The sequence below is a fragment of the Variovorax robiniae genome (assembly GCF_037889955.1).
Classification (GTDB): domain Bacteria; phylum Pseudomonadota; class Gammaproteobacteria; order Burkholderiales; family Burkholderiaceae_C; genus Variovorax; species Variovorax robiniae.
On sequence record NZ_JBBKZS010000007.1, the window covers coordinates 178,108 to 193,859 of the forward strand.

The 15,752-nt window shown below is 67.3% G+C and carries 16 protein-coding genes; all 16 read left to right on the forward strand.

Annotated features, from left to right (window positions below; translation table 11 throughout):
- Positions 1-463: 463 nt before the first annotated feature.
- The 16 genes from acpS to WKW79_RS18260 all read left to right on the forward strand — a co-directional run bounded on the left by acpS (position 464) and on the right by WKW79_RS18260 (position 15,752).
- The gene (gene acpS, locus WKW79_RS18185; protein WP_340336576.1) at positions 464-886 is read left to right on the forward strand and encodes a holo-ACP synthase; all 423 of its coding nucleotides are present in this window, start codon (positions 464-466) and stop codon (positions 884-886) included.
- A 74-nt stretch (positions 887-960) separates the two neighbouring features.
- Positions 961-1,221: a phosphopantetheine-binding protein gene (locus tag WKW79_RS18190; protein ID WP_340336577.1), complete on the forward strand. Its 261-nt coding sequence runs from the start codon at positions 961-963 to the stop codon at positions 1,219-1,221.
- Between the two features lie 137 nt (positions 1,222-1,358).
- Positions 1,359-2,549 carry a DUF1972 domain-containing protein gene (locus WKW79_RS18195; protein WP_340336578.1) on the forward strand — a complete coding sequence of 397 codons (1,191 nt, stop codon included), beginning with the start codon at positions 1,359-1,361 and terminating at the stop codon, positions 2,547-2,549.
- Between the two features lie 111 nt (positions 2,550-2,660).
- Entirely contained in the window at positions 2,661-3,578 is a 918-nt protein-coding gene (locus WKW79_RS18200) for a polysaccharide biosynthesis/export family protein (RefSeq protein ID WP_340336579.1), read from the forward strand.
- Positions 3,579-3,598: 20 nt separating this feature from the next.
- Positions 3,599-4,960 carry a GumC family protein gene (locus WKW79_RS18205; RefSeq protein WP_340336580.1) on the forward strand — a complete coding sequence of 454 codons (1,362 nt, stop codon included), beginning with the start codon at positions 3,599-3,601 and terminating at the stop codon, positions 4,958-4,960.
- 24 nt (positions 4,961-4,984) lie between these two features.
- Positions 4,985-5,557, forward strand: a complete 573-nt coding sequence (locus tag WKW79_RS18210) for a P-loop NTPase family protein (protein ID WP_340336581.1) — start codon at positions 4,985-4,987, stop codon at positions 5,555-5,557.
- Complete coding sequence (locus tag WKW79_RS18215) at positions 5,554-7,059, forward strand: O-antigen ligase family protein (protein WP_340336582.1); 1,506 nt, start codon at positions 5,554-5,556, stop codon at positions 7,057-7,059. The genes WKW79_RS18210 and WKW79_RS18215 overlap by 4 nt, the downstream gene beginning before the upstream one ends.
- The gene (locus WKW79_RS18220) at positions 7,056-8,492 is read left to right on the forward strand and encodes an oligosaccharide flippase family protein (protein WP_340336583.1); all 1,437 of its coding nucleotides are present in this window, start codon (positions 7,056-7,058) and stop codon (positions 8,490-8,492) included. Before WKW79_RS18215 ends, WKW79_RS18220 begins: the two co-directional genes overlap by 4 nt.
- A gap of 15 nt (positions 8,493-8,507) precedes the next feature.
- Complete coding sequence (locus WKW79_RS18225) at positions 8,508-9,635, forward strand: glycosyltransferase family 4 protein (RefSeq protein ID WP_340336584.1); 1,128 nt, start codon at positions 8,508-8,510, stop codon at positions 9,633-9,635.
- A 25-nt stretch (positions 9,636-9,660) separates the two neighbouring features.
- A complete protein-coding gene (locus WKW79_RS18230; protein WP_340336585.1) occupies positions 9,661-10,269 on the forward strand; it encodes a serine O-acetyltransferase in 609 nt (202 codons plus the stop codon).
- Positions 10,266-10,886, forward strand: coding sequence for a serine O-acetyltransferase (locus tag WKW79_RS18235; protein ID WP_340336586.1), 621 nt, complete (start codon positions 10,266-10,268; stop codon positions 10,884-10,886). Before WKW79_RS18230 ends, WKW79_RS18235 begins: the two co-directional genes overlap by 4 nt.
- Positions 10,883-11,827: a glycosyltransferase family 2 protein gene (locus WKW79_RS18240; protein WP_340336587.1), complete on the forward strand. Its 945-nt coding sequence runs from the start codon at positions 10,883-10,885 to the stop codon at positions 11,825-11,827. Before WKW79_RS18235 ends, WKW79_RS18240 begins: the two co-directional genes overlap by 4 nt.
- Entirely contained in the window at positions 11,803-13,410 is a 1,608-nt protein-coding gene (locus WKW79_RS18245; protein WP_340336588.1) for a hypothetical protein, read from the forward strand. The genes WKW79_RS18240 and WKW79_RS18245 overlap by 25 nt, the downstream gene beginning before the upstream one ends.
- Entirely contained in the window at positions 13,407-14,546 is a 1,140-nt protein-coding gene (locus WKW79_RS18250) for a glycosyltransferase family 4 protein (protein WP_340336589.1), read from the forward strand. Before WKW79_RS18245 ends, WKW79_RS18250 begins: the two co-directional genes overlap by 4 nt.
- Positions 14,547-14,645: 99 nt before the next feature.
- Complete coding sequence (locus WKW79_RS18255; RefSeq protein WP_340336590.1) at positions 14,646-15,077, forward strand: acyltransferase family protein; 432 nt, start codon at positions 14,646-14,648, stop codon at positions 15,075-15,077.
- Complete coding sequence (locus tag WKW79_RS18260) at positions 15,078-15,752, forward strand: hypothetical protein (protein ID WP_340336591.1); 675 nt, start codon at positions 15,078-15,080, stop codon at positions 15,750-15,752. It abuts the gene before it with no gap.

The window sequence follows — 15,752 nt, forward strand, 5'->3', positions numbered from 1 at the left end:
ACAGCACGAATGCAGCCTCTTTGGTTGTCGTGCATTGCCAACACCGGCACATTTGAAGCGCAACATTCCGCAAGCGCACAAGCCACGTCACCAGGCCTCCGCATGCGCATTCCGATCACCCCGCAACTCATCCTGCAATGGGTCCGGCAACAGGCGCGCCATGTTCCGCGCGACACGTCCATTGCTTGCAAAGCGCAGCGCTCATTCACCGCCGAAGCGTGCACGGCTGCGGAGTTCGGGACGACGGGGCCAGCCGCAAGCACCGCGACCGAGCCGGCCCCACGGCATTGGGCAACAAAGGCAAACGGACCCATGACGATGTTCGTGACGCGAGCCTCCGCAGTTTCGCTCCGACGTCTGCCTCATGGCCGGTACCGACGGAGGTAGTCGAGATGACTATGTACAACTTTTGGCCGAATCGTTAGGCTCCCTGTCGTCGGATTCACGTCAACACCCAGTCAGCATGCCCAGCCCCCGTCGTCAAGACCCCACCTCCAATCTCCGCCTCGGCGTGGATCTGGTGGACGTCCATGCGATCGAGGATTCGCTGGCGGAATTCGGCGACCGATTCGTCCATCGCATCTTTTCGACGCACGAGGTCGAGGTTTCAAGCGGATCGCCCAAGCGCCTCGCCGCGCGCTTCGCCGCCAAGGAGGCCCTCATCAAGGCGCTCGACCTGGCCGAGATCGGTGTCGACTGGCGCAACATCGAGGTCCGCGGTGATGCCGCTGGCCGCCCGGGCATGCGCCTGGCCGGCAACGTGGCGGCACGTGCGCGCGAACTCGGTGCACACGACATCCTGCTCTCGATGAGCCATGAAGGTAGCCTCGCGATGGCCACGGTCATCGCGCAGATCAGGCCGATGGAGCCGGCCGCAACGGGATAGGAGCATGGCGCCCGCAAGGCGGGTGGGGTACGCAGAGTCGATAAAAAAATGAGTTCGTTTTAGCTGTCACACACATGAATACAACAACCGACATTCACAACGTCGAGGCCGTGGTACGGGAGGTACTCGGCAAGCATGGACGCCTGGTCCATGACGTCTACAGACTCCCCAAGGATGCAAGCCTCGGTGATGCCGGCCTGACCTCGCTCGCCAGCGTCAACGTGATGCTGGCGCTCGAGGCGGAGTTCGGCGAGATCCCGGAAGCGCTGCTCACGCGCAGCGTGTTCCGGAGCATCTCTTCCATCACCCGGGCCATGCAGTCGCTCACGGCCTGAAGGCCGCCGCTTCCGTTCGTCCGGCCGGTTCCGGCCCTCTACAGATCACTCCCTGCTTCGGCGACCTTCGCCAGCCTCGATGCGTGCGTGACGAGCAGCACCTCCCCTTCGTTCGATCGCCTCCTATGAAGTCCAACATGTCCATCTCCACGACCCCGTCGAAATCCATCGCCATCATGGGAATTCGAGGCATTCCCGCCAATCACGGTGGCTTCGAGACCTTCGCGGAGCAACTCGCGCCCTACCTGCTTTCCGCTGGCTGGGCGGTCACCGTCTACTGCCAGGAAGACGGAAAGATGCCGACCCGGGAAAGCATGTTCCACGGCATCCGGCGCGTGCACATCGGCGTCGGGCGCGACACCGCCCTCAACTCGATCCGCTTCGACTGGGCCTGCATCTCGCACGCGCTGAAAGACCGGCCCTCGCTGGTGCTCACGCTCGGCTACAACACCGCGCTGTTCGGCCTGCGCCTGCGCGCGGCCGGCATTCCCAACGTGATGAACATGGACGGCATCGAATGGTCGCGCCAGAAGTGGGGTCCGATGGCGCGTGCCTGGCTCTACCTCAACGACTGGGCCGGGTGCCTCGGCGCGACCCACCTCGTGGCGGACCATCCGGAGATCGCACGCCACCTGTCCTCGCGCGTACGAGCCCGCAAGATCACCACGATTCCCTATGGCACCACGGCCATCGAGGACGTGGATGCCGCGCCGCTGAAGGACCTGGGCGTGCAGCCGGGCAAGTTCGTCACCGTGATCGCACGGCCCGAGCCGGAGAACTCGATCCTGGAGATCGTGCAGGCCTTCTCCGCGAAGAAGCGGGGCGTCGACCTGGTGGTGCTCGGCAACTACCGGTCCGAGGTCGCCTACCACGCCCAGGTGCAGGCCGCGGCCAGCAGCGAGGTGCGCTTCCCGGGCGCGATCTACGACAGCAGCATCGTTCATTCGCTGCGCAAGCACTCCATGCTGTACGTGCACGGCCATCGCGTGGGTGGAACCAATCCCTCCCTGCTGGAAGCCATGGGCGCCGGCAATGCGGTGCTGGCCCACGACAACCAGTTCAACCGCTGGGTGGCCGGCGACGGCGCGGGCTACTTCAAGGACACCAGCAGCTGCCGCGACGCGCTCGACAAGCTGCTGGACGACGCCGCGCAGCGCAGCGAGATGAGCGCCGCGACGCTGAATCGCGCGCGCGTCACCTTCGCTTGGCGCGACGTGCTCGCAGCCTATGCATTCCTGCTCTCCGATGTGCACTCCTGGGCCCACGGCCGCCCCTCGTCCTGGCAACGCCTGCCCACATCGCTCCCCCAAGAACCTGAAAGCACATAGATGATTTCCTTCCGACCGATGGTCGCGGCTCTTCTGGCATGCGCGCTCGCAGCTTGTTCGAGCCCACCCCGTCAAAAAGAAGCAAGCACCCTGCCGCCGCCCGTCATGGCGATGGCGACGACAGCCGCCGGCGCGCCGCAACCCGATGCCGGCTACACCTTCGAGCCCGGCGACGAATTCGACCTGCGCGTGCCGGACGCGCCGCAACTCGACCAGTCGCTGCGCGTGCTGCCCGACGGCAACGTGAGCCTGCCGCTCATGGGCGTGGTGCGCTTCCAGGACCGCACCGTCGACGAGGTGCAGAAGGACTTGCGCGCGCGACTCGACAAGCTTGCTGGCGAAGCGCCGAACCGCGAATACCTGTTGCGCCCGAACGATGAACTCGAGATCAAGTTCCCCTTCGCCAAGGTGCTCAACGACGTGGTGCGCCTGCGGCCCGACGGCAAGATCCAGCTTCAATTGGTGGGCATGGTGCGCGCCGAAGGCCGCTCGCCCGAAGAGCTCGCGCAAGACCTGCGCGCCCGTTATGCCACCTATGTGCGCAACCCCGACGTCGCGGTGATCGTGCGCACGGTCAACTCGCAAAGCGTGCGCACGGCCAATGGCGTGGGCCGCGCCGGCTTGTTCGGGCTGAAGCCGACCATCGTGATCCGCAGCTACCAGGCACCGCAGGTCTTCGTCGGCGGCGAGGTGGCCAAGCCCGGCACGCTGCCGTTCCGGCCCGGCCTGTCGCTGGTCCAGGCGATGGTCGAGGCGGGCGGCCAACTGCCCAGCGGCGACCCATCGGCCTTGATGCTGTTGCGCCGCCGCCAGGACAACACCCTCGAAGTCGTCAGCACCGGCTTCACCGCCGACGCGCTGCGCTCGCCCGATCGCGACATCCTGCTGCGCCCCTTCGACGTGGTGATGCTGCCCAAGTCCGGCGTTGCCATCGCGGCCGACAAGCTGAACCAGTACGTCTACAACCTCGTGCCCTTCCTGAAGAACGGCTCGATCGCCCTGAACTACGACAACGTCGGCAGGCGCTGAACACAAGAACACACGCTCAAATGCCCGGTACCACTCCCCTGTTCCCAGACCGTCCTTCCGCTTCCTCGACCCTCATCTCGCCCGGCGAAATCGCGGGCATGCTTTGGCGCAACTGCCGGTTGATCGCGACCTGCGTCGTGCTGGTCTCGGCACTCGCGCTGGGCCTGTATTTCGCGCAAGTGCCCGTCTACACGTCCACTGCGCGGATGTTGGTGCAGATCGACCAGATCGGCACGCCGTCGTTCCTGTCGGGCATCGCGGCTTATCGCGAATCCCAGTTGGCCGAGCCGGTCAGCCGCAAGATCGAGACCGAGATGGCGCTGGTGCTCAACCGCACCAACGCCATCGAAGTGGTCGACAAGCTCGGCGTCCAGGCTTCGCAACTCCCGATCTCGCCCATCGCCAGCGCCCGGTCGATCGTCATGGAGATCTTTCCCGCGTTGGGTACCCCGGAGAAGACCGACGCCGCCACCCGGCAGGGCCGGATCGCCGACGACATGCTGGCCAGCATGAGCATCGAGCCGGTGCGTTCCAAGACGGCGGAGACCACGTCCAACGTGCTCGAAGTCAGCCTCGCCAGCACCGACCCCGAACTCGCCCAGCGCGCGCTCGCCGGAATGCTCGACGCCTACCTGCGCGTCAGCACGCAACAGAACCGGCGCCTCGGCACGGCCACGACCAACCTGCTGAAGTCGCAGATCGAATCGGCGCAGGCGGAACTCAAGAGCGCAGAGGACGCGATGGTGCAGTTGGCCATCCGCGAGAGCCACGACAACGACCTCACCGCATCGGCCACGTTGGCTGGCGCGGCCACAGGCGCCGTGGGCACGCGTCGCGAAAGCGGCCGCGGTGCCAATGAAACAGCGAACGCGCAACTGGTCACGCAGTACCTCGAACTGCAGGGCCAACTCGACGAACTCCGCCAGACCTTCACCGACGAGGCTGACGGCGTCAAGAAGCTGAAGCAGCGCGTCGCCGACATCCGCGCCCGCCTCGCCTCGCAGGTGCGCTCGACCGCCACCAACGCGGCCGCCTTCAACCGGCTGGAGCGGCAGCGCTCGCTGGCATTGGACCGTTATGTGGAACTGCGCCGCAAGCTCGACCAGATCGACATCTACATGCAGCTCACGCCGGCGGCACTCGACGGCCGCATCGTGGTCGACCCGCCGAGCGCGCCCGACACGCGCGACGCGCGTCGGAAGAAGCTCATCGCGCTGGCCGGCCCATTCGCCGGTCTGCTGCTGGGCCTGTTCCTGGCCACCTTGAAGCAGTTCCTTCGCCCGCGCATGCGCGGCCGCCGCGAGGTCGAGCGCCTGCTGGGCACGCCCATGCTGGGCGCCCTGCCCACCTTCACCGACAAGCCTGCCAGCACCACCCCGTAAGACGCCGCCGGACGCGCCCCTCGAATGAAAAATCCTGATTCGTTACTGGCAGCCCGCCTCACGCTGGCCATGCTGGAAAAACTGCCGCCGCGCAATCACGGCGGGAACGTCGTGCTGGTGACCAGCGCAACGGCTGGTGAAGGCAAGAGTTTCGTGTCACGCATGCTCGCCCATGAATCGGCCCAGTCCACCCTCGGCGACATCGGCCTGGTCTCCACCGGCTTCGTCGATGCGACCATGGGTACCAAGCTGGTCGACACATCGGTCCATGCCACCCGGACGCCGCACCTGTTCTACATCCCCGTCTCGCAGGAGCAGCGGCCCGACGAGCTCTACAACGCAGCCGCAGTGACGGCGGGCATCACGGCGCTGCGTACGCGCTTCCAGCTCAGCCTGATCGACGGTCCGGTGCTCGCGAATTGCGGCGCGCTCTTGACGCGCGTCGACGCTGTGCTGCTGGTGGTCGACTCGGCCCGGACCTCGCCGCAGAAGGTCCGGCGCGCATTGAGCGATGCAGCCATCGCGCCCAGCGATATCACTGGCGTGGTGCTGAATCGCGCGCCGCAACCGCTTCCTTCGTGGATCGGCGGCGATTGAACACCTGGCAGGTCCGCGCCACATCGAGCTTCGAGTGCATCCTCCTCGCGGCCGGCGTGTTGCTGGGCGGGATCGGCATGGCGGTGTTGCTGGGCGCACCCTCGACGGGCGTGCAGGTGGCTGGACTGGGCGTCATGGCGGCGGCCGTCTACGCGCTGGCCACGCGGCAGGTGCGGCGTCCGCTGCTGGCCGCGGTGTTCTTCCTGGCGCCCGTCGACATCAGCAAGGCGGTCATCTCGCCGCTGACGTCGCTGTATTACCCCGCCGGCCCCTATTTCTCGCCGGGCCTGTACCTGACGCTTTCGCACATGGCGCTGCTGGTGCTTCTGGTCGCCTGGCTGGGCCGTCGGGCGCTGCTGGAGCGGCGCTGGCCGCCCATGACAGGGCTCGACTGGCTGGCCATGGGCTTCATGGTGTACATCTGGATCCGCAGCTTCGGCGCGGCGCAAGGGCTGCTGTCGCTGGGCAGCGCCGCGTCCTATTCGCTCGCGGTGATCGGCTTCTACGTCGCCTCGCACGCCATCCAGGACACCGCGGACCTGCGGCTGGTGGTCAAGGCCTCTCTCGCGGTGCTGTTCCTGACGATCCTCTTCGTCTCTCTGCAAACCATCACCCAGTTGCCCCTGACGCTGCCTGGCTCCAAGGGGCTTTCCTTTGGCGCGACCGTCGACTTCGGCAAGGGCGTGACGACGTATCGGCCTTCGGGGTTCATGAACCACCCCAATTCGCTCGCGCACTACCTGGTTGTCGTGCTGCCGCCGGCCATCGCGTTGTGCCTGCTCGGGCCGGCGCGCATTCCCCTGGCGGCCTGGTGGCTGGCCATCGTGGCGACCGCGGGCGGGATCATGACCTTGCTGGTGACCCTGTCGCGCGGCGGATGGGCCAGCACCGCGCTCGCCACCTGCGTCATCGTCGCGGTGTATGTCCGCAAGGGGCTGATCAGCCGCTCGCGGCTCGGGCTCATCCTGTTGGCCGTCGTCGTGTGCGCATTCGTGGCGGTGACCGTCTACCCAACGATCCTGCTGCGCCTCACTGCGCCTGACAACCGCGCGCTCGAATCTCGCGTGCTGCTGGCGGACATGGCCTTCACCATCATCAAGGCCAATCCATTCGCGGGCGTGGGATTCGGCGACTACAACCGCGCGGCGTTCGAATACGCGACGCCGCTGTTCGCCACCGTCACTGCCGACTACCAACACGCGTTGCACCAGCTGGTCGTACACAACCATTTCCTGCTCGTCGCAGCGGAACTGGGCATCCCGGCGATGCTGCTGTTCGTGTACCTGCTGTGGCGCTTCGTGCGCCTGCCCTGGCCGCTGTCGCGCTGGCAGGACCATGGCACCTTCGCCATCGCAATCGGCCTGTCGGCGGCGGTCGTCGGCGAGGCGCTGTTCTTCAACTCCGACAATTACTACGCCGACATCAGGGTCTACCTGTTCTGGCTGGCCGCCGGCGTATTGCAGGCGCTGACCCTGCTCGCCAAACGGGAGCGCGCGGCGTGAAACGCGGCAAGTTCCTGGTGGCGCTGGGCTCGGCCATGGGTTCGCGGCTCGCGACGGCTGCCCTCAACTACGGGCTGTTCTGGGCGCTGTCGCGGCTGCTCGGCACCGAGGCGCTGGGCGGCTTCTCGCTGCTGATGAACGTCTTCCTGATGGTGCAGTTGTTGCCCTTGCTGGGCCTGACGGTGCCGCTGATGCGGCGGGTCGCGACCACGCCGGACAGCCTGCCGGTGGAGACTACCAACGCCTTCGCCTTTGCCGCGCCCGTCAGCGTGGTGCTGGCGCTGGTGGTCGCGGCATGGGGCCATGTCTCGTACAGCGGCGACATCGCGCTGTCCTTCGGCCTGGTCGCGCTGTCGCTGCTGCCAACTGCCTGGACCATCGTGGCCGAAGCCGGGCTGCTTGCGCAGGAGCGCGTGGCCGACGTGGCGCGGCTTTATTTCATCGAGGCGCTGCTGCGGACCGTACTCGCGATCGTGTGCGTCTGGCTCGGTTATGGGCTGGTCGGCGTGTTCACCGTCTTCCTGGTGCTGCGCTTCGTGGCGGCACTGCTCTATGCCCTGCATTCGATGATGCCCTTTCCGCGTGTCGGCGCGTGGACCTGGCAACTGCAGAAGCGCAATTGGTCCGAGGTGCCGGTGTTCTTCAGCATCGCGGTGGTCGCGGCGCTGGTGTCACGGCTCGACGTGCTGACGCTGTCGCACCTGCGCGGGCTGCATGACGTGGCCACCTATTCGGCCGGCTCGCGGCTCTACGACGCGGCGCAGATGCTGCCGACGGTCACCGCGCTGGTGGTGCTGCCCACGCTGTCGCGGCAGTTCGTGTCGGCGCGCGAGCAGTTCCGCACCACGCTCGGCCTGTCGGTGCACATCGGGCTGCTGCTGGGCCTCGGCATCGCGCTGGTGGGCGCGGCGTTCGCGCAGCCGGTGATCGACCTGCTCTACCGCCCCGACATGGCCAGCGCCGCGGCCGGCCTGCGTTGGCTGATCTTTGCCGCGGCCATCATGATGGTGGACGTGATCCTGTCGTCCACGATGCTGGCGGCGAGCGCGCAGAAGCATGACTTGCGCGCGCTGACTTTCGGACTCGTGGCGCTGGTGCTGGCACTGGTTGCGCTGGTGCCCAGCTTCGGACCTACGGGAGCGGCGGCTTCCGTGGTCATCGGCCTGACCGTCCGCGTGATGTGGCGCCTGCGCTGGGCGGTGCGGGAACTCGGCATGCCCGCGCCCTGGCTTCATATCGCACGCCTGGTGGTCGGCTGCGCGGCCGGCGTGGCCGCCATGGCTTTCACGCTCCCGCATGGCGCGCTCGCGGCCGCGATGGCCGCGCCCGCCGCCTACGCAGCGACGGTCATCCTGCTGGGCACCTTGGGCCGTCATCCGTGGCGCACGCTGCGCGCCGACCTCGTGCTGCTGACCAGCCGCAACCCGACCTGAAGAACCCCTCCCCTCATGCGAATCCTCCACCTCGATCCGGACGACATGGGCAACCCGTTGTCGGGCGGCGGTCCCATCCGGACCTACGAGATCTACAAGCGCCTCGCGCTGCGGCACGAGATCACCGTGCTCACGCCGACCTTCGCGGGCTCGACGCCCGAGATGCACCGCAGCGGCATCCGCTACGTGCGGCTGGGCCGCAAGATCCGCAACCACGGCTCGTCGCACCACATCACCTACCTCGCCTCGCTGCCCCGCGCCGTGCGGCGCTTCGACCACGACCTGCTGGTGGAAGACTTCATGCCGCCGTCGTCGGCCACGTACACGCCGCTGTTCCGTCACCGCGACCGCCCGCTGATTGCCTCGGTTCAGTGGTTCTTCGCGCGCGCCTACACGCGCCGGCTCAAGCTGCCGTTCCACTGGGGCGAGGAGTACGGCGTGCGGCTCTACGACAACTTCGTCGTGCTGACCGAGGCGATGCGGACCTTCATCGAGACCCGGCATCCCAAGGCCAACTGCCGCGTGATCGCGAACGGCGTGGACGATGCCCTGTTCGAGACCGATCCGCTGCCGGGCATGGGCATCCTGTTCCTCGGCCGCATCGAGATCCGGGCCAAGGGCATCGACCTGCTGCTCGCCGCCTACGCGCAGATCCCCGAATCCGAACGCGAAGTCCTCACGCTGGCCGGCACTGTGCAGGAACCGCAGGAACTGCAGCAACTCATCGACCGCCATGACCTGCGGCGCTGGGTCCGCATCACCGGGCCCTTCAATGCGGCCGAGCGATTACTGCTGCTGGAGGGATGCCGGTTCGTGGTGATGCCCTCGCGGACCGAGACCTTCGGCATGACCATCGCGGAGGCCAACGCCGCCGCGCGGCAAACGGTGATCTGGGACATCGCGCCGATGAACGAGGTGGCCTCGCCGTTCAGCCCCCGCGTGAAGGCCTTCGATGTCGACGCCTATGCGGCGGCGATGCGCGTGCTGCTTCATGCGCCCTTGGCCAACCTCGCCGGGCTCGGCGAAGGCTCGCGCGAGTTCGCGCGGCGATGGGACTGGAGCGCGGTGGCCGACGCGCAGGAGCGCTTCTACCTCGACGTGATGGACCGGCATCGGCACCAGCGCGCCAGGGCGCGCGCCTGAACGTCACGACAGGCCTGACTTCGCGATGAATCACTCTACTGCCATGCCGCCGAAAGACGCTCCGATGCGCTGGGCCGAGACGCGCGCGTGCATCCGGCTGGACTTCGCTCGCTTCACGCCACTGATGGGTCACAACGTGACGCTGCCAAAGAAGGCGTTCCTGTTCCTGCTGCCGTCCTTCCAGGGCATCTTCCTCTACCGCCTCTACCGCCATGCCTACCTGCGCGGCTGGCGCACCCTGGCCAACCTGATGTACCTGTTCAGCCAGTACGTCACGCGAGTGGACATCGCGCCCGCCACGTCGATCGGCCCCGGCTGCCTGATCGGGCACTTCCCGATCGTGCTCTGCGGGCGCATCGGCCGCAACTTCACGCTGATGGGCGATGGCGGCACGGGCGGCGGCTTCGACAGCCAGGACATCGGCGGCGGACCTGGCCTGCCGGTGATTGGCGACAACGTGGTCATGGCCATCAAGTCGATGGTGCTCGGGCCGGTCCATGTCGGCGATGGTGCGCGGCTCGGCCCTGGCGCCGCGGTCATGCGCGACATCCCGGCTGGCGCCTTCGTGGCCGCGCCGCTGTCGCGCGTCACGCTCGCCACGCGCGGGGATGAGACATCGGGGGCAAACCCATGAGCGCAGCAACGGGCCTGGTCTCGCTCGCCCCCGAACGCCTCGGCTGGCGCGAAACGCGCCGGCTCATCGGCACCGACCTGGATCGCATCGCGCAACACCTGCAAGTCCCCAACTCGTGGGCGCATCGCCTCTACTTCTTCTGCCTGCCGGGCTTCCAGGCGCTGCTGTTCCATCGCATCTCGCGCTGCCTCTACCTCAAGGGATGGACCAGCCTGCCGCGCATGGTGTCGCTGTTCGCCCTGTACCTCACGCGCGCCGAGATTCCGCCCACCACTTCCATCGGCCCCTCGGCGCTCATCGCGCACGCCACCTGCGTGAACGTGTTCGGCAAGCTCGGAGCGCGCGTCACCATCAATGGCTGCAGCGCCATCGGCGGCGGCATGGCCATGGACGACATCGGCGGCGGCCCGGGCTATCCGGTCATCGGCGACGACGTCGTGCTGGCCTACGGCGCGAACGTGCTCGGCCCGGTGCGCATCGGCGACGGCGTGCACGTCGGCCCGGGCGCGCTGGTCACCTTCGACGTGCCCGATGGCGGGCTCGTCCTCTGGGACCGGCCCCGCGTCATCCGCGGCGGCGCCAGCCCCACCCCTCCCATGCATCAGGACAAGACATGAACCCACCGCTGGTCAGCATCATCATCGTCAACTGGAACGTGCGCGAACTGCTGCATGCATGCCTCCAGTCGGTCTACGAACAGGGAGGCCTCGCGGCCGACGCGATGCAGGTGATCGTCGTCGACAACGCCTCGGCCGACGGCAGCACCGCGATGGTCCGCGACAGCTTCCCGCAAGTGCAGTTGGTGGCCAACGTCGACAACGTCGGCTTCGGCCGCGCCAACAACCAGGTGCTGGAGGACTGCGTCGCACCCTATGTGCTGCTGCTGAACCCCGACACGGTGGTGGAACCCAATGCCATCGCCGACCTGGTCAAGGCCATGGACACCCAGCCCGACGTGGCGGTGATCGGCTGCCGCCTGCTCAATGCCGACGGCACGCTGCAACGCTGGACCGGCGGCGCCTATCCGCGCCTGCTGAACCTGATGACGCACAACTTCTTCCTCGACCGCCTGCTGCCCGCCGCATGGCGGCCGCTGCCGCTCTACCTGGACCATGACGTGGGCGAAGACATCGACGTGGATTGGGTCTCCGGCGCCTGCATGATGCTGCGCGCCAGCAAGCTTGGCGGGCGCCTGTTCAACACCGAGTACTTCATGTACGGCGAGGACATGGAGCTCTGCCACCGCCTCAAGCTCGCGGGCGGCCGGGTGGTCTACAGCCCGAAGGTGTCGATCATCCACTACCAGGGCGCGAGCATGAAGAAGCAGCAAGGCGACGTGCTGCTGTCCTCGCTCAAGGGGCCGCGCCAGTTCTACCGGCAGATGCGCGGCGGCCGGGGCCTGCGCGTGTACGACCTCATCACCGTCTGCGGCTTCGGCTTGCGATGGCTGATGTACCACCTGGCCAACCTGTTGCGGCCCGATGGTGACTTCGACCGCAGGGCCCGGTCGAGCCAGGACATGATGCGGCGCGCATGGGCCATCCTGCGCACCAACTGACGCGGCGCGCGTGGCTCGCGGGGTCGACGCTGGCGGTCGGCGCTGGCGGCTTGCTGCTGCAGTCGTCGTGCCGGGCGGAGCCTGGCCCCGGGGGCTCGGAAAGGGCGACGTTTACCGCCGGCGGCGAACCGCATGCCTTCAACGTGACGATCGATGCGCGGGCGGCGGGCACGCCGGTGAATCGCCGCGTGCTCGGCAGCAACGTCGGCTGGGTCTATGGCGGCGACAACATGGTGAAGGACGACGGCGCCTTCGCCCCCGAGATGCTCGCGATGGCGCGCCGACTCGGCCCGACCGTGCTGCGCTATCCGGGCGGCACCTTCTCGGACCTGTTCCATTGGGAAGCGCCGGTCAACGAACACGTCTTCAGTCGCGAGCGCCAGCGCATGCTGATGGACACGCAGCGCTTCCTCGAACTATGCGAGGCGGTCGACGCGCAGGCGCTGATCACCGTCAACATCGTCACCGGCACGCCCGAGGAAGCCGCGCGCTGGGTGAGCGCCACCAACGTGGCGCGCATGACTTCGCGCGTCACCGGCCGCAAGCTGCCGCGCGTCGTGTACTGGGAGCTCGGCAACGAGCCCTACCTCAAGGAAGAGTCGCGCAACGACGTCAACCTGCCGCCGCCGGAATTCGCAAGGCGCGTCAACGCCTTCATCCGGGCCATGCGCGCCTTCGACCCCGACATCGTCATCGGCCTGCCGCTGACCACCGACCAGCGCGCCGGCCTGCCGGTCACGCCCTACCCAGGCTTCACACGCACTGTGCTGGGCATCGTGACCGAGCGCTTCGACTACGTGTGCCTGCACAACGCCTACATGCCCTTCGGCTACAAGCGCGGCATGTCGCCGGCCGAGTTGTACTGGGGCGCCGCCGCGGGCGCACTCACCGTGAAACGCGACTTCGGCATCATGCGGCAACTCCTCGGCGAACTGCGGCCGAAGCAGAAGCTGCCGTTGGCCGTGACCGAGTACAGCGCGCTGTTCAGCCTGGGCCGGGGCCCGTCGGACAAGTGGACCAGCGCGCCCGCAGGCGCCATCTTCCTGGCCGATGTGTTGCGTGTGTTCGCCGAGACGCCCGACTTCCTGCTGGCGAACTACTGGTCGCTGTCGGCCAACGGGCTGTTCGGCGCGATCCATGCGGGCGCGTTTCCGAGGCCTGCCTTCCAGGTGCTGCAATTGATGCGCGAGGCGCTCCAGGGGCAGCGCATCCCGGCCGTCGTGCAGGCGGAAACCGTGCGCGTCGCGAGCATCGGGCAGGTGGAAGCGGTCGATGCCATGCCGCTGGTCGAAGTGCTGGCCACGCGCTCCGACGCGAGCGGCAGCCGCACGGCCTTGCGCCTGCTCGTCATCAACAAGGACCCCCGGCGCGCGGCCCAGGGCCAGTTCGCATTCGGCAACGTGCGTGCCGTGCAAGCGCGCATGAGCCTCCTGTCCACCACCGACGTCTTTGATGCCGGCGACAAGCCGGACATGCTCGCGCGCAGCGAGTCGGTGCTCGAAGGCTCCGCCAACCAGAAACTCGGCGCCCGCCTGCCCCCGCACAGCGTGGCGCTCATCACCGTGGACCTCCGCAGCTCATGACTCCCACTTCTCCCCGCCCGCGCGTCGGCGTGGACTTCCACACCTTCGACGGCATCTTCCAGGGCAGCCGCAGCCACATCCTCGGCGTCTACCAGGAAGCGATCGTGCAGGCGCCCGAGATCGACTTCGTCTTCCTGCTGGGCAACGCCGCGCGGCTGCGTGCGGAATACCCGGTGTTCCATGCGCCGAATGTCGAACTGATCGAGGTGCCGCACGCCGGCGGCATGGTGCGGCTCGGCTGGCAACTCGCGCTGCTGCAACGCAAGCACCGGATCGACCTGCTGCACATGCAGTACCGCCTGCCCTTCCTGCGGCTCGGCCCCTGCGCCTGCACCATCCACGACACGCTGTTCGAGACGCATCCGCAGTATTTCACGCCCAACTTCGTGCGCATGTCGCGGGTGACCAGCATGATCGCCGTGCGCCATGCCAGCCTGCTCTTCACCGTGAGCGAGTTCTCGCGCGGCGAGATCGCGCGGCTCTACGACATCGACCCGGCGCGCATCGCCATCACCACCAATGGCATCGACACCGCGCGCTTCCATCCGGGGGCCGAGGGCGCCGACTATGTGCGGAGTGCAGGACTGGAACCCGGCGGCTACCTCTGCACCGTCGGCCGGCTGGAGCCGCGCAAGAACCACCTGAACCTGCTGCGCGCCTACGCCCTGCTCCCCGGGCCGAGGATGCCGCTGGTGATCATCGGACAGCGCGACTTCCACAGTGAACCCATCTTCGACGCGGTGCGGACGCTGGGACTGGAGCAGGATGTGCGCTTCATGGAGAAGGTGCCGGACCACGGCCTGCCCGCGCTGCTGCGCCATGCGGCGGTGTTCGTCTACCCGACCTTCGCCGAAGGCTTCGGCATGCCGGTCGCGGAGGCGATGGCCAGCGGGGTGCCGGTGGTGACGTCGAGCACCACTTCGCTGCCGGAGGTCGCCGGTGATGCCGCACTGACCGCCGACCCCAACTTTCCCACCGCCATCGCAGCGGCCATATCAACGCTGCTGTCGAACCAGGTGGCGCGATCACGCGCCATCGAACGAGGCATTTCGCAGGCGGCGAAATTCAACTGGCATGCGTCGGCGCAGGTGATGGTGGCGGCCTATCGGGCGCACTTCGCGAAGGACTTGCGATGACCCTGGCGGCTCCGGCGCCCCCGCGATCCGACAGCCTCCTGCAACTCTCGAGGGGCCGCGACAACAACCTCAACCAATGACGCGCCCCGGCTCGGGGCGATGTTCTTCTCCGGCGCGGCCTGCTGGGTTTACCGTGACCGGTTGCGGATCCAGGGCCGCTGGGCCTTGATGGCCTGCGTCGCGATGGCTGTCGGCGCGGCCGTCGCGCCACAGGCTTTCGAGGTGGTCTATCGACTCGCCCATCCCTACGTCCTGATGTACCTGGCCTTTGTCCCTGGCAGTGCCAACAGGCCCGGCGGCACGCGCGGCATTCGCGCCTACAACCGGGTCGGCGACTATTCCTACGGCATGTATGTCTATGCATTCCCGGTCCAGCAATGCACTGCCGCCTTGCTTCCAGAGGTTTCGACGTGGACATTGACCGGTATAGCCATCATCGTGACGCTGGTGCTCGCGATGCTGTCGTGGCACCTCATCGAAAAGCCGGCCATGGCGCTCAGGCGCACTGCATCGGCCCGCAACGAAAACTGAATGAAATTCTTCGCCAAACTGGCCGTGGTGATCGGCCTCGCCACCTGCCAGGGGCTCTCATCCACCAGCGGCACCGCACAGGCCGCACCGCCCGCTGCACCCACGGCCAAGGCCACGCGCATCACGTTCATCGGCAACAGCCTGACGCTCCACCCCGCGAGCAAGGAACTGGAATGGCCGAACCACTGGGGCATGGCGGCATCCGCACAGGCCCGTGACTACGCGCACCTTACTGGCGCGGCGCTGAAGCTGCCGGTGTCGATCTTGAGCTTTTCCAGCCTTGAGCTTGACCCCGTGGCCAATGCGGGGCGCATTGCCGAGGTGGGTCCACTCGTCGACGCCTCGACTTTGGTGGTCGTCGAGTTGGGGGACAACGTGCAGGCTGCCAAGCTGGGGGCCTTCACCGAAGCCTATGGGAAGCTGCTGGCGTCGGCAGGGCGTGGGCTTCGTCTGGTGTGCCTCTCGACCTGGTGGCGCAATCCCGCGACCGACGCCGTGATCCGGCAGCAATGCACCTCACGCGGTGGCCGCTACATCGACATCGGCGACATCCATGCCGATCCGTCCAGCCAGGACCGCCAGGGACCCCAGTTCGCCAACCCTGCGGTCAATGCGCATCCGCATGACTGGGGCATGGCCCGCATCGCGGAACGCATTGCGGCGGCGCTGCGATAG

What these genes read in the sequence shown, in the direction of transcription:
- WKW79_RS18200 (WP_340336579.1), top strand. Translation starts at nt 2,661, where the DNA reads ATGGCGACGACAGCCGCCGGCGCGCCGCAACCCGATGCCGGCTACACC.
- acpS (WP_340336576.1), top strand. Translation starts at nt 464, where the DNA reads ATGCCCAGCCCCCGTCGTCAAGACCCCACCTCCAATCTCCGCCTCGGC.
- WKW79_RS18205 (WP_340336580.1), top strand. Translation starts at nt 3,599, where the DNA reads ATGCCCGGTACCACTCCCCTGTTCCCAGACCGTCCTTCCGCTTCCTCG.
- WKW79_RS18230 (WP_340336585.1), top strand. Translation starts at nt 9,661, where the DNA reads ATGAATCACTCTACTGCCATGCCGCCGAAAGACGCTCCGATGCGCTGG.
- WKW79_RS18240 (WP_340336587.1), top strand. Translation starts at nt 10,883, where the DNA reads ATGAACCCACCGCTGGTCAGCATCATCATCGTCAACTGGAACGTGCGC.
- WKW79_RS18225 (WP_340336584.1), top strand. Translation starts at nt 8,508, where the DNA reads ATGCGAATCCTCCACCTCGATCCGGACGACATGGGCAACCCGTTGTCG.
- WKW79_RS18190 (WP_340336577.1), top strand. Translation starts at nt 961, where the DNA reads ATGAATACAACAACCGACATTCACAACGTCGAGGCCGTGGTACGGGAG.
- WKW79_RS18260 (WP_340336591.1), top strand. Translation starts at nt 15,078, where the DNA reads ATGAAATTCTTCGCCAAACTGGCCGTGGTGATCGGCCTCGCCACCTGC.
- WKW79_RS18245 (WP_340336588.1), top strand. Translation starts at nt 11,803, where the DNA reads ATGGGCCATCCTGCGCACCAACTGACGCGGCGCGCGTGGCTCGCGGGG.
- WKW79_RS18255 (WP_340336590.1), top strand. Translation starts at nt 14,646, where the DNA reads ATGTTCTTCTCCGGCGCGGCCTGCTGGGTTTACCGTGACCGGTTGCGG.
- WKW79_RS18195 (WP_340336578.1), top strand. Translation starts at nt 1,359, where the DNA reads ATGTCCATCTCCACGACCCCGTCGAAATCCATCGCCATCATGGGAATT.
- WKW79_RS18250 (WP_340336589.1), top strand. Translation starts at nt 13,407, where the DNA reads ATGACTCCCACTTCTCCCCGCCCGCGCGTCGGCGTGGACTTCCACACC.
- WKW79_RS18210 (WP_340336581.1), top strand. Translation starts at nt 4,985, where the DNA reads ATGAAAAATCCTGATTCGTTACTGGCAGCCCGCCTCACGCTGGCCATG.
- WKW79_RS18235 (WP_340336586.1), top strand. Translation starts at nt 10,266, where the DNA reads ATGAGCGCAGCAACGGGCCTGGTCTCGCTCGCCCCCGAACGCCTCGGC.